This window comes from Vibrio navarrensis (assembly GCF_000764325.1).
GTDB lineage: Bacteria > Pseudomonadota > Gammaproteobacteria > Enterobacterales > Vibrionaceae > Vibrio > Vibrio navarrensis.
This window is the reverse complement of sequence record NZ_JMCG01000001.1, coordinates 423121-437407: the sequence shown is the minus strand read 5'-3', so window position 1 is coordinate 437407 and position 14287 is coordinate 423121. Positions and strand designations below refer to the sequence as shown.

Sequence of the window (14287 nt, the reverse complement as noted above, 5' to 3'; positions counted from 1 at the left end):
CCTAGAACCTAGCAACCTAGGAACCAGGGCCGCTCTTCCTGCTCTTCCTGCTCTTCCTGCTCTTCCTGCTCTTCCTAGAACCTAGAAACCTAGAGCACCATATAGTTTAAATTTTAAGCAGCCAAACTCATCGCTATATGCAGGTTGGTAATAGCTGCCGTTCTGTTTAAATCATATTCATTTAGCCGCAAGCCTCGGTACCTTGCTCTAGGACCTTTGCGGTTGCAGATTGATGCTAGAGAGTGCTCTACTTTGACCCGCTCTCTAGCATCAGCCCGACCTTGAGACGTACTTACGTACTTCTGAAGTTTTTGCAGCATCGCTTCCTGCTCGTGTATTTTAATTTTTCGACCTTTCTCTGATGTCGTACAATCTGCTTTCTTCGGACAAGCGTTGCATTCCGTTGATTTAAAACGAGCTTGCGTTACTTTTCCAGACTTTATCATGGCCACTTTCCCTGCTGGGCACATGACACAACCTTCAACCAAGTCTATTTGGAAGGCGTTTTTAGTCAGTACTTTTTTGGATGGTGGTGTCCATGGCTTTGCAACAACCTCTTTCCCAGCCTCATACAGCTCTGTTGTCCAGCTAGCGGCTAAATAACCCCTATCTATTTGAATTTGTTTAACTTCACCGTAAGCATTGACTTTGGGTTTTAAGTACTCCGACGCCTTGTGCTCCGGTTCATTGGCAGGACGGACACAGGTCGCTAATATCAGCTTGTTGTCTAAGTCGACAGCAATATGTTGCTTAAACCCGCTAATCGTCCTTGAGCTTGATTTTCGTCCATGGCGCATGGTTGAGTCTGAGATAGAGATTTGCCTATCCGGCACCGAACCCTCTTTTACTTTAGGCCCATTTCCGTCCGGGTCGGGGTCTATATTCTGTTCCAAAACTTTTGCAAGTAAAGCGAGGCTCTCTTCCAGCCCTTTATGCTTAATAAAGGCGGAGGGTTGTTTTTCTAACCACTGCTTCAGAGCGTCAACATCATTTTGCAAGGTTTCAACGGCTTGATGCTTCTCGTTTTTATCTGACCAATCAATGTCTAACGCCGCTTTGACACTGCTTTTTCCTACCAGTTTTAGACCACATTCTTCGATGAGTTCTTCTTCTGAGATCATCTTTATTTGTGCAGCACAGTTGACGACTAATTCAAGAGCATGTCCCACTAAATTGAACGTATCTTCAACTCGACCAGCGCCCTGTAGTGGCGCTGAGTCTAGGGCCACTCTGAGCTGAACATGACTAAAACCTCCAACTTCACGAGCGACATTTACGGTATGTTCAAGTAAAACTACATCCATATCGTGCGCAATTAAACGATGACGAAAATCACATAAGGTGCCTTGTGAAAATGGCGATTCCTCGCTCCCTAGACAGTCCAGTACCATTTGCCAACGTTGGTCAAACATCGCTTCTAATGTCGCTCCGGCATCCGATTTTTGCTCGTATGCTTGGAGAATCGTTGCCATAGCTAAAAGAGCGGCCGGAACAGCAGGCTTTCCTCTTGGGTGGTCAGCATACATCGACATAAGCTTATGATTAATCTCTTCATTAATGATGAGATGACGATTGGTGCGTAAGAACACAAACAGTTTTCCGGTCTGTTTTAACTTTTTGCAAATAAACTGCTCTTTTTTGGAAAGAGCAGTTGGTGGTTCCCAGTTTCTAGAATTAGACATAATCAATCAGTTGATAAGTTAATAATACTGTGTATTTGATCATGTTTTGGGGCTAAAGTCACTGTATGTTTTTTAAACTGATCGGTGCTCTAGGTCCTAGGCAAGCAAAAGCGGAAGGAAAACTGCTCTTTCCTAGAACCCAGCAACCTAGGAACCAGGGCCGCTCTTCCTGCTCTTCCTGCTCTTCCTGCTCTTCCTAGAACCTAGAAACCTAGAACCTAGCAACCTTCTTTTCCTAGTCCCTAGCGACCTGCTCTTCCCCGCCCTTCCTAAAACCTAGCGACCTAGGAACCAGGACCGCTCTTAACCGCTTTTCCCTGCTCTTCCTAGCAACCTTTTTTTCCTAGTCCCTACTTTTTCAATGCAACAAAGTTTTGCACTGGCATCTCATCGGCGGCGGGTTGATCGAGTGGGGTCTTGTCTTTATCGAGCTTTTTGATGTAGTTGATCAAAGAGTCGGTGTAAAGCAAACCGGTGTCTTCACGGCGCGCGTCATCGGCGTAGATGGGCTTCATGGTGTCGTAACGGTCGCCGCCTTTGGCGATAAAGTCGTTGGTCACGACGATATACATCTTATCGAGTTCAATCGTATGCCATACTGATTCATCACGGCGACGCGCTTCAACCTTCGTAACACGCTGACCTTTCTCGGCGTTCATATCCACATCAAAACGCAGATTGGCCGCCGCAGGGAATGCACCACTGGAGTTGTTGGCGACCACGTTGTCTATCGCATCTTCTAATGTGTTGATGATCTCTTGCCCTGTCATCTCCAAGTTAACGAGGAAATTACTGAACGGTAGAACATCAAAGGCATTACCGACACTGACATTACCCACATCGATACTCTTGCGAACGCCACCGGTGTTTTGAATCGCGAGATCGGCGCGCAAAGAGAGATCAAGAAAGGCTTTAGAAACAATGTGCGCCATCACGCTGCCGTGTTTATCCATAAATGCGCGCTCTGCACTACCAGGGCCACAGAGATCGCCCGAGCTATGATTGCTGCCTGGCACACGCTCGTTACACAACTTGCTGTTGCTGCTGTTGATGATTTCGGCTTTTTTCACGTTGATCTCATCTGAAAAGTTTTTCAGCAAGGCCGCAGTTTCGACATCATCTTCGACAAACGCTAGCTCAGGAATGGCTTTCGCGGCAGTCACAAAGGCTTGGTTTTCAGCCTCAGCGAACGCCACTGGGGTTCCGTCGTTGTTTTTAAATTGTTGATCAAGAAGAATGTGTGGCTGGCCAACACAGCTTTTCACTTTACCGTCTGAGGTAAACTCAACCGTTAGCTCACCAACCGCTTTGCTATTTTCCCACGCTTGGACAATACACGTGGTGTGGCCGCTGGCGTTAGTCACCTTGGTTGGGTAATCGCCCGCTGGAGCAAAACCCACTGAGTTCAAACGCTGTGCATTACCCAACAAGGTGTGGCTATCACCGCCGACAATCACATCCACGTCAGTCAGTTTGGCTGCCATCTTCACGTCGTTTTGGTAGGTTTGATGAGTGAGTAGCACTATTTTGTTGACGCCATCGGCTTTCAACTTATCGATGTATTTTTGTGCCGTCGCCGCTTCATTTAAGAAAACCGTGTCTTCCGATGGCGACGACGAGGCCTGAGTTTTCCCTGAGATATCAATGCCAATCACACCAACTTGATAACCATCAATTTCAAAGACTTTGTAAGGTTGGTATTTGCCAGAGATCGGGTTGCTGTTTGGCACTTCGATATTGGCGGCCAATACGGGTGTTTTACACTGTCCTTCTGCCAGTTTATCTAAGAAGTTGGCTAAAGATTCGTTACCATCATCGAACTCGTGGTTGCCAAGCGCAAAGGCATCAAAGCAGACTTGGTTCATCATCAAGGCATCGGGCAGTTCATCACGGAACAGGCTGTAATACATGGTGCCGGTAATGGCATCGCCCGCGTGCAATTTGAGTAGGTTTTTGTGTTTGGCTTCCAATGCTTTGAATTGGCTGACCACTTTGGCGTAGCCGCCAATATCGTTACGCACCGAGGTGCTTTCACCCGCTGCGTTTGCCAATGTCAGCGCCATATTGCTATTGGCATCAAGCTTGGAGTGATGGTCGTTAATGTGCGCAATGGTCAGGGTGAGCCTCTTTTTATCGTTGTCGTTATCTTTATCGTTACAACCTGTTAGGCCTACAACAATCGCACACGCCAATAATGTTTTTTTTCCTAGTAACACAGTGTTATCCCCTTGTTCTGTAGAGTTCCACACTCTACTCAATGATAATGACGCATTGATTAATCTTTTATTGCTCAATTGTTTAGGTAGTTTTAATTACTTGCGTAAGGTAAAGCCCTCGGCGAGATTATCGCCATGCATGCATAAGTTGTGTGAATGCAATCGATTTATGTCGTTCTTTTTGACAAATTGATTGATAAGTTAACAAAAGGTGTTGGCTTGGTGATGGGAGGAAGGGAAGGGGCTAGGGAAAGCAAGGGCGGAAGAGAAGGGACGAGATTAATAGGGACTAGATTGCTAGGAAGAGCAGAAGCGGAAAAATGGTCCTATGGTAAAGACTAAGAGCGGTGCTGGGGAAAGCAGGGGCGAGGTTGCTAGGAGCTAGATTTCTAGGAAGAGCAAGAGCGGAAAAATGGCCCTGGGTTCTGGGTTCTGGGCCCTGGGTCCTAGGCAAGCAAGAGCGGAAGAAAAACTGCTCTTTCCTAGAACCTAGGAACCTCTTCTTTTCCCCGCTTTTCCAGGACCATAGGGCCATAGGACCGCTCTTACTGCTCTTCCCTGCCCTTCCTAGAACCTAGCGACCTAGGAACCAGGACCGCTCTTAACCGCTTTTCCCGCTCTTCCTAGCAACCTTTTTTTCCTAGTCCCTAGAAACCTTCTTTTCCTAGCAACCTTCTTTTCCCCGCTTTTCCAGGACCATAGGGCCACAGGACCGCTCTTACTGCTCTTCCCTGCTCTTCCCCGCCCTTCCTAGAACCTAGCGACCTAGGAACCAGGACCGCTCTTAACCGCTTTTCTCGCTCTTCCTAGCACCTAGACTCCTGCTCTTTCCTGCTCTTCCTAGCAACCTTCTTTTCCCCGCTTTTCTCCCAGGAACCAGGGCCGCTCTCGCCTTTCCTAGGACCGCCTTTTTACCCCAACACCCACCTCATTACGGCTTTAAACCAAGGGTGCTCTTCTGCCCAGACGACTAGGCGCGGGGACCAGTGATAATACTGCGCCACCAGCCAGTCGCCGCCGGGGAGATTGAGCAATACCTCGTCGCGAAAGTGGCGATAATAGGCCAGCGTTTGTGGTTGGTCGGCAAATAAAGAGGTGGCGAGAAAGCAGCGGCTGTCGCTGCGTTTCTCTCCGGCGACCGCGAGAGGGCTGACACTCATTTCGAGCAGGATTTGAAAGCTATCGCTTTGCTCTGCCGCGCTTTGCGCATTGGCGATGGCCCCCGAGCTGATGGCGAGGCTTTGCCCGCGGTTAGTTAAAATAACTTCTCTCTCTCCACTACTGCGGATCACTTTGGCTTGGGTAAACTGATAGTTTGCTTGCTGCGGGCGGAGCAAAATTCCTCCTTCCGCCGCGAGCCATTGGCCGGAGAGTAATATGCGTCCATCGGTGATTTGCTGCGCGCCAGAAAGTTGTGCAGAGGTCAAATCCAGCAGTAACGGCTGACCTGAGAGCGAAACACCCCAATTTTCTCCTTCCGCTATGCTAATCAAAGCCATTTGTCGCGCTTCGGTGAGGCGATTTTTCACCGTGATTTGCCCGGTTCGCGCCACATCGGTCGCAATTCGCACTCGGTTGCCCACCACCTCTTGTACTAGGTTTTTCGTATCTTCGACAATAGCTAAATCCACGCTCGCTTCGTCAACAAAAAAGCTCACCCACGCCTCTTGCCCTACTGGTACAGGGCCCACTTGGATGACCTCGCCGACGGAATCTGATGAGCTTTCACTCAGCGGAGAAGTTAATTCAAACTCACTGCCGCCCACTTCGATGCGATACACCAAGCGCACCTGATAGCTGGCGTCACTGCTGCCTTCGCTATCGAGATACTGATTGGTCACGCCGCTGACGCTGGCGATCTTCTGTTTGTAGCTATTGTTACTGGTACGATAGATCTGGTACTCGCTGGCATAATCGCTGCCTTGCCAAGTTAGCAGCTCGCCACGTTCAAGACTTTGTTGATAGAGATTGATGGGCGCAGGAACGTCAGGCAGATACTCAAGTTGCTGCCACTCTCCGCCCGCGCTTTGCCACTCCAGCCAGCCAGCTGGCATATCCCAATCACTAAAAGAGACCAAGCTCTCACTGGATTGCAAGGGTGTGAGTGATCGTTCACGTTCTGCCAAAGTACTGTTTTGCGCAGCGCTGCGATAGCGCCAAGCGCTGACTTCGTTTAAACGATGCCCAGATAGACGAAACTCACCAGAGACTCGCTCAATCGACAGCACTTGCGGGCCCGGTGCGGCGATATCAGCGAAATTGGCCACGCTGAGCCTTCGTCCTTGTCTTACCCGGCTGACCAAAGGCGCGCTGGTTTGGCTCTGCTGCACTACGGCGCTGACGAGCGCCCCCGCAGACCAATTAGGGTTTTGCTGCCAAAGCATAGCGCTGGCGGCCGTGACAAACGGCACCGCCATCGACGTGCCACTCTCTGTTCTTGTCGCGTTATTCGGCGCTAAGCTGAGAATATGGGTGCCAGGCGCGGCTAAGTCGGCCTTGGCCCAGTTGAAGTTGCTGGTGCTGTTAAGGCGTTGGTTTGCGTTGTCCCAGTTAGCAACGGCTAACATCATCGGCAGTTGGGCGGCAAACTCGGCTGGATAGACATCAAAGCCGTCGCGTTCTAGATCGAAGCCCGAGTTACCTGCGGCGACAATTTGAATGATGCCGAGTTGGTCAGCTTCTTTCATTACATCCCACAACGCTTGCGAGTATTGGGTCACCGTCCAAGAGTGGTTGATGATGTTGGCTTGGTGGTCTATCGCCCAGCGAATGCCCGTCACCGCATCGGCGATTTTCCCGCCGCCTGTGTCGCCTAAAAAGCGGATTGGCATCACTTGTGCGCTGCTGCATGCCCCTTGAACGCTGCTACTTTCACTCGCTTTAGCAGCCAGAATCCCCGTTACATGCGTGCCATGGCCAAACGGATCGCTCATATTGGTGCTTGGGTTGATCACATCAAAGGGCGCAGAGAAAAGTACATGACTAAGCGCGCTATGGCTGATATCGACACCGGAATCCAGCACCGCAACACGCATGGCATCGCACTGTCGTTCGCTTGCGCTGAGCTGCGAGAAGCCCGCAATCGCTAAGCCATCTTGCACTTCAGTGGCGGCCTGAGCGGCGCGCAAAAGGCCGCTCTTTTGCTGCCGCTCGCTTAATGGCGCTGGTTCATCTAGTTGCACTTGGTCTTCTAATTGCGTTGGCTCTTGCAATTGCACTGGCTCTTGCAATTGCAATAGCGCATCAGGTTCGATATAGCGCACTTCGCTATCGGCGAAAAAAGGCAGGAGGTCGGCTTGTTTAACACTGAGCAGGCGGTCTTGATCAGTAAAAGTATACAGCGGCGTTAGGTGCGAAAAACGTTCGCTATAACCCGTGTCACTGATGCGTACTAACCAGCTCTGCGCTAACGCAGCATGGCTAGCCAGCAAAGCTGGGCCAAGCAGAGTGATAACAATAAGAAAACGGCGAAGAAAGTACGGCATCCGTGCAATTCCTGTAGTGAAGATATCCTTTCTATTTATACTCAATTTTTATCCGCTTGATGGAGAAAAACCAAGCGGTATAACGCAAACAAATCAATAAAAGCGAATGTGAACCAGCACATTTATCTACTTTGTAACTATCTGTGCTGTAAAGATCTGCGCTGTAAAAAAACATCACACCATGCTACGTCGCAGCATGGTGTGATGAAAGCGATAACACGATTAACTCGATATTTGCCTTATTCGACGATCACGCCGCCATCGGTGCCGTAATCAATCGCCAGTTCAGAGGCTTCAAGCGTGAATGGTTGGATGCACATAGTTGCCGTGGTGGTGGTGGTGTAAGCCATCACTTCGGTTACCGCTTCCGACACCCCTTCACAGTTTAGCGAGTAGCTATTGATCTGCTGCTCTGAATTCCACTGGCTGCTGACATAGCAGTAACCCGATGAGTAACCCTCAGCGTAGAACACACCATCTTCAAACAGGGTCGCGGTACCATCCTCGTTAAGATCGACATTCGAATTAAACTCAGCTTCCAGAGTATTGAGATCGTCAATAGCCGCAAGCTCTAAGGTGTTTCTATTTTGCAGACTGGTAATTAAGTCTTCCAGCCATTGAACATCTGCCTCGCTAGCACCATTAGCCAAAGCACTATCAATTTCAGCCTGATAATAGCTGATATTCAGATTGTTCATATCAATCTCGTTTTGATGCCCGCTACGGTAGCTATTGAAGGTTGGATAGAGATTGCTGTAAGCGTTTAGCAACAGCTCGTTGGTTGTCCCTGCTACCCAGCGGCTGTTTTCTTCATCCCAGCGGTACTGGTTACTAAAGCTCACCTCTTTATTTGTTAGTTCATGACAGCTTTCGCTGGCTTTAGCCAACAAGCCCGCTTGCACAGCCACCTCATTGAGTGAGGCATCAAGGTACTGAGCCGGCATTTCGGCACCGTCTGATTCCGTTCCCTTTTCAACCACTTCGATAAAGAAACCATTAATGGTATTGCCACCGACAAACGAGTTCGCACTGCCTTGCAAAACATCCAAGAAGGTTTTCTCGTAGTTGTTTTGTTCCTGCCAAGTTCCGACATCCAGAACTTGAATGCCCGTATCCACATTTTGCCCGATATCGGCATCCCAGTAGGTAATATTGCGCATATACCAAGCGTTACGCTCTACCTCTTCATCTTCGTCTGCGCTCACATGAGCGACGCCCATCAAGACAGAGGCGTTCCAGAACATGCGGCTTGGGCTATCTTGCTCTTCATCACTCCAGTCAGAGGAGAAGATTTCAATTTCCTTGGTACCGAGTTCAATGAACGCACTGTTTTCACCCGCCGCATACTGCTGGTACAGCCCAGCAATGGTATCGTGGCGATACAGATGCTCTACCACTTCTCCTGGCTCAACCATATAACCCATGTCATAGTCATCTTGGTTGGCTTGAGGGTGTAGATCAGTCTCACCAGTGCCATCTTGAATTCGCCACACAGGAACCAGCAGCGCCGCAGAAGCTTTGGCGTTAGTCATGTTGCCCGTTAAGATACCAATTTCACCATCGTCCAACTCCAGCTCTTCGCCTAAAGGGCCAGAATAGCCAAACAGGCTTGGCAAATGCAGACCTAGGATGTTCCCAGTCAGCCCCATTGCTTCGGCTGGCGTTTGCACGCCTTCGGTTTCTGGATCCCAATCTTTCTCATGGGCCTGATTGAGCAGTGAAAGCGCGATAGGCGTTTGTGCCGTCCAAGTAGCGGAAACCCCTTTGAGCGCGACTTGATGCTCACCCTCGGTGAAGGTGACGTAGCTGACACTGGTTTCACGCAAACCACCTTGCGCATCATAAAAATGTGCTTCAACACGGTATTTACCGGGCATGAGATTGACCGATGCCGTTGGTGAGCTGGCGCTGAGCGAAGCGGCCACCGCAAAACGCTCTTTCATGCCGTTGTTTGGCAGCTCATAGCATTCCAGCTCTTCGTCGCCGACCATCACCGTTTGGTTTTGGTTTTCCGACTTGTAGTTTTCCTCTTGGCAAAAATGGTAGGCATCAAGCATATCTTCTGCTTCCGATAAGCTGCCCACATACTGGTTGCGATAAAAATCGATCTCAATTTCACTCGCGCTACCAATCCAAGCTGCGCCTGCTTCGGGTGCGGGGAATTTAGCCGCCAGTTTGACCGATGCGGTTTTCTGCTCTTGAGTCGCATCGGGAGACGATGCCACTTGGCTCTCGCTGTTACAGCCTGCCAAGCCGATTGCAGCAGCGACAACCACTGCCAATGGTTTAAGTGTGAATAGAGTTTTCATAGTTCTGTCCCTGCCAATTATTCGACAATAATTCCGATGTTTCCTGAAAATTCGAGTACCGAGAAGGCGAGATTTTGCGTTGTCGCCTGACCTTGGTTATCCGTGACCGTGACGCTGGCTTGATATTCGCCAACCGCTAAGCTTTCGGCTGCAATGCTGGCAGTGTTGCCATTGTCCGTTGCCGTTACGCCCGTGCTAAACGTCCACTCCACTGTTGGAGCATCGTCGTTGTCGTCACTCACGCTAACACTGAAGTGAATCGCGTCCGGGTTGGTGCCCGACTCATTCGCTTTTTGAATTCTTGGCGTTGCTGTCAACGAAAGAATTTGCGGCGCTTTGTCTTCGACCACACTCACGGTCAACTGCGATTCGCTGCTCAAACCAACCGCATCGGTCGCTTTTAGCGTGATCACATAGTTGCCTGCACTCAAGCTGTTCGCCGCGATCGTTGCTTGCCGCTCGTCAGCGGACAACGCCAGTGCGCTGCTCATGTCTTGAGCGTCTTTCGTCATAGTCCAATCCAGCGTGAGGCCTGCGTCGCCGTCGTCATCCGACACTGTCGCCGTGACAATCACCGCCTCACTGTTCATCTGACCTTGCAAAACCGTGATCTTTGTGGCGCTACTGCTAAGCGCAACTGACGGAGGCTGATTGGCCAGCACAGTAAACGCCACCGATTTGCTGCTCACGTTTGGCGTGGCTGCCGTATCGGTGACGCTTAACGTCGCCTGATAACTGCCAACGGGGATGGTATCGGCCGCCAAACGAATGGTTTGCCCTGGTGTATCGCCCAGCAAAGAAGTGACATCTTGCTCGTCGCTGTTGACTAGGTTCCAGCTCAGTTGCAGTTGATCACGCGCGGTAAAGTCATCACTCACTAACGCTGCCAGCGTAATCAGTGCCACGTTATTCTGCCCGTTACTGCCGACAGAGCTTGGGTTAACACTGAGCACCTCAATCACTGGCGCTTGATCTGCCACCACCTTGAACTTGATGTTGGCCGAGCTCGAGAGCGGCGTGTTGTGATCGTCAGTGACAGTCAGTGTGGCGGTATGTTCGCCAACTGCGACTGAGGCGAGATCGCACTGCGTCGTAGTGCCACTGCATTTACCACTCCATTGATAGCTGAGCGTATCGCCGTTACCATCACGGGCAATGGCGGTGACAATGCCTTGATTACCTTGCTGGACTTTAATCGTTTGACCGGCAGAGTAACGGGTGTTGCCGTAATCAAAACCGATGATTTGCGGCGCGATGTTGTCGCTGTCACGCACGGTAATCGGGAAGCGGCGTATTGGATTAACGCTGCCAGTAGTACGGGTTTGTCCATCATCCGCACTGATCACCAGCGTTTTCTCGCCAATCGAACTGAAGGTGATGGTCGCTCGCGTGCCACTGCGCTCAATGGTGCAGTTGTCATCGCCTTCGCACTCGATATTGACCGTCACGGCATCTCCGTCTGGATCGGAAACCGACCAACGCAGATCGGCGCTTTCATCGATTTTCATTTGTGATGGCGTGCGCAGCAGCGCCCCTAGTAGCGGTGGCTGATTGGCTTTGATGAAATCCAACGTCGCTTTTTGTTGTGCGCTCGTCACCGTCTCGGTTTTATTCTGCCCAAGGGCGCTGACCGCAAGTGGACTGTCACACAATACGCTTTGGCTGTAAGAACCGTCGGTACCGGTGTAGGCATAGTCCTGACCACGCGCATGACTGATGCGTACGTATTGATTCGCCACTGGTGTGCTGCCATTGGACTCAAATGTGTGCCCTTCTAACGTACACGCATAAGGGTTGACTAAGAGCAACTCTGGCAAATCATTACACGCACCGACGTTGAGAGTGGCTGGCATCTGCACATATTCTGTCTGCCAGGTTTTTTGGTTGTAGACTGGCAGTGACCACAAGGCTCCATTGGTCGGTTCGGCTGACGTGCCTGATACCAAAGTGTTAATTTGGTATGCGCCATCTTCGATATAGTGCCATTCCGTTCCTCCATCAGGTAGACGAACGCTGATCTGGCCGTAGAATGTTTCACCGTTTTGGTACCTGACTTTACCTTGCAGACAGATATTGATATTGACGCCCGCTTTGATCGGCCAGTCCAAGTTGATCCACTGAATCCACTGATTGGCCTGACTGATCTCTACCTTAACGTACAACTGCAATGCTTCTTGGCCCGTTAGGCTAATGACGCCCTGATCGTCAATCGGAATGTCCGTACTACTGGTCACCACATTGCCTGCCGCATCATTGACCAGCACCCCATTCCCGACATATTGCCAACCTTGTCCACTGCGATAGACGTAAATCGGGATCTGAATACCATCTGTGGTTAAATCAAAATCGCGCTGAATGGTCGGGTAAGAGCCTTTCGGCACCATCATCACAATTGATGGGCTTTCACCGGCCGCGGGCTGAACATCGGTCAGTGGTAACGGCTGTTGATTTTCATCGGTCAAGCGAATTTGGCTGAAGGTACTGGAGATCAGGCGATAGCTTTCATCGCTGTTTTGGTTATCAAAATTGACCCCTTGCCCTTGATTGTCCGTGGTCCCTTGCCCTTCAAACTCGCCAGGGAAGCTTTGGATATCATTAGCATTACTCGAATCAAAGTACGCCACTTCACTGTTGATCGCTTCAACATTCGGGTCGATATTGGCCACTGGAAGATTAAGCGCAAGCTGCACATCTTCGTCGGCGGCAGGAGAAACCTCTCCGACCACAACCCGCTGCTGTCCTTGGCTATTTTTTACCAGAGAAAAGCGCAAGCTCGGCACGCCATTGGCTGACACCACAATAGAAGCAAGGTCGGAGCGCTTGACCGTGCTCACCTGAGCGGTGGCCAAGAGCACATTGACCGAGATTCGATTGGATTGATCGTTAACGTCGATACTTTTTTCGTTATCAACAAACCCTGATTTCGCCACTGAAACGACCAAGCGGCTGGCTTGGTGAGCATCGGCTTTAATTTCAGGAACGGAGATAGAATAGAAACCACTGTCATCACTTTCGGTACTCAATTCGAGCAATGACTGACCATCACTGCTTTGGAACTGAACCGCAACGCTCGATTTGGCGACGGGTTGTCCGCTGCTTGATGTCACTTGACCGGAAACGATTTGAGTACTGATGGCACGCACTTGGGTCACTGGGTCGACTGGGTCTGGGCTACTGCCGCCGCCATCCCCGCCACCACAGGCTGAAAGTGCCGCCGCGATAAGAGTGCTTATTACGGTGCGACTGAAGGTTGTCATATTAATCCTACCAATGACTGTATTGATGATTTTGCAACTACAATGAATGTAGACGATATATTTGCTATATGGATTAATTATTAGACAGAAAGACTATTTCATGAATATTGCGTAAAAAAATGTGAGATTGGGATAAGTTTGCTTGCAGTTATCGAAAGTAAGTCTCAATTCACCTGAGTAGGAACCCCGTTTCATCGTGGATTTGCCCTGTTTCCTCGCCTACGCTTTTTCTGCTAAACTCGGAGCGCATTTTTAACCTATGGCGGAAGATTTATGATCATCGTAACTGGTGGCGCTGGCATGATTGGCAGCAATATTGTTAAGGCCCTCAACGAGATTGGCATCAATGATATTTTGGTGGTAGACAATCTAAAAAATGGTAGAAAGTTCAAAAACCTGGTTGACCTCGACATCACCGATTACATGGATCGTGATGATTTTCTTACCCAAATTATGGCGGGCGACAATTTCGGCCCGATCGAAGCAGTGTTCCACCAAGGTGCTTGTTCGGCAACCACCGAGTGGGACGGCAAGTATATGATGCTCAACAACTATGAGTATTCAAAAGAGTTGCTGCACTACTGTTTGGATCGCGAGATCCCATTTCTATACGCCTCTTCTGCGGCTACCTACGGCGAAACCTCGGTATTTAAAGAGGAGCAGGAGTACGAAGGCGCACTGAATGTCTACGGTTACTCAAAACAGCAGTTTGATAACTACGTGCGTCGTCTATGGCAAGATGCCGAAGAACACGGTGAAAAACTCTCGCAGATCACTGGCTTTCGTTACTTCAATGTCTACGGCCCACGTGAACAGCATAAAGGCAGCATGGCCTCGGTGGCGTTCCACCTCAATAATCAAATTCTTGCCGGTGAGAATCCAAAGCTATTTGCTGGCAGTGAACAGTTCAAACGTGACTTCATCTACGTCGGTGATGTGTGTAAGGTGAACTTGTGGTTTATGCAAAACGGTGTCTCTGGCATCTTTAACTGCGGCACTGGCAACGCAGAATCCTTCGAAGAAGTGGCCAAGGCGGTGATCAAACATCATGGTAAAGGCGAGATCGAAACCATCCCGTTTCCTGAACATCTAAAAGGCGCTTACCAAGAATTTACCCAAGCCGACCTAACCAAACTGCGCGCTGCCGGCTGTGATGTCGAGTTTAAGACCGTCGCCGAAGGGGTAGCGGAGTATATGGCGATTGTTAATGGTTAGGTTTCTAGGGGGTAGGCTCTAGGGACTAGGTTTCTAGGTTCTGGGTTGCTAGGGACTGGGTTCTAGGTTGATAGGTTTTGCTCTTCCTAGGGCCCAGGGCCCGCTCTTCCCTAGGGCCGCTCT

Annotated in this window: 6 protein-coding genes; 1 reads left to right on the top strand and 5 read right to left on the bottom strand. The window is 50.0% G+C overall.

Translation table 11 applies throughout. From position 1 onward, the window contains the following. Positions 1-113: 113 nt before the first annotated feature. The 5 genes from EA26_RS01965 to EA26_RS01940 form a co-directional block, all read right to left on the bottom strand. Positions 114-1682, bottom strand: a complete 1569-nt coding sequence (locus EA26_RS01965; RefSeq protein WP_039422819.1) for an IS1182 family transposase — start codon at positions 1680-1682, stop codon at positions 114-116. A gap of 350 nt (positions 1683-2032) precedes the next feature. Further along, positions 2033-3898: a 5'-nucleotidase C-terminal domain-containing protein gene (locus EA26_RS01960; RefSeq protein ID WP_160173449.1), complete on the bottom strand. Its 1866-nt coding sequence runs from the start codon at positions 3896-3898 to the stop codon at positions 2033-2035. A gap of 911 nt (positions 3899-4809) precedes the next feature. Then, positions 4810-7383, bottom strand: coding sequence for a S8 family serine peptidase (locus EA26_RS01950; RefSeq protein WP_039422813.1), 2574 nt, complete (start codon positions 7381-7383; stop codon positions 4810-4812). Between the two features lie 239 nt (positions 7384-7622). Continuing rightward, positions 7623-9692 (bottom strand): hypothetical protein, encoded by a 2070-nt coding sequence (locus EA26_RS01945; RefSeq protein ID WP_039422811.1) that lies wholly within the window; start codon positions 9690-9692, stop codon positions 7623-7625. Positions 9693-9709: 17 nt separating this feature from the next. Next, positions 9710-12949, bottom strand: coding sequence for a hypothetical protein (locus EA26_RS01940; protein ID WP_039422809.1), 3240 nt, complete (start codon positions 12947-12949; stop codon positions 9710-9712). 273 nt (positions 12950-13222) lie between these two features. On the opposite strand from EA26_RS01940, the gene rfaD reads away from it, so the two are divergent. Beyond that, positions 13223-14164, top strand: coding sequence for an ADP-glyceromanno-heptose 6-epimerase (gene rfaD / locus EA26_RS01935; protein ID WP_039422807.1), 942 nt, complete (start codon positions 13223-13225; stop codon positions 14162-14164). Positions 14165-14287 lie beyond the last annotated feature (123 nt).

Excerpts from the sequence above, each read along its gene's own strand:
- EA26_RS01950 (WP_039422813.1), bottom strand. The coding sequence starts at position 7,383 with ATGCCGTACTTTCTTCGCCGTTTTCTTATTGTTATCACTCTGCTTGGC.
- rfaD (WP_039422807.1), top strand. The coding sequence starts at position 13,223 with ATGATCATCGTAACTGGTGGCGCTGGCATGATTGGCAGCAATATTGTT.
- EA26_RS01940 (WP_039422809.1), bottom strand. The coding sequence starts at position 12,949 with ATGACAACCTTCAGTCGCACCGTAATAAGCACTCTTATCGCGGCGGCA.
- EA26_RS01945 (WP_039422811.1), bottom strand. The coding sequence starts at position 9,692 with ATGAAAACTCTATTCACACTTAAACCATTGGCAGTGGTTGTCGCTGCT.
- EA26_RS01965 (WP_039422819.1), bottom strand. The coding sequence starts at position 1,682 with ATGTCTAATTCTAGAAACTGGGAACCACCAACTGCTCTTTCCAAAAAA.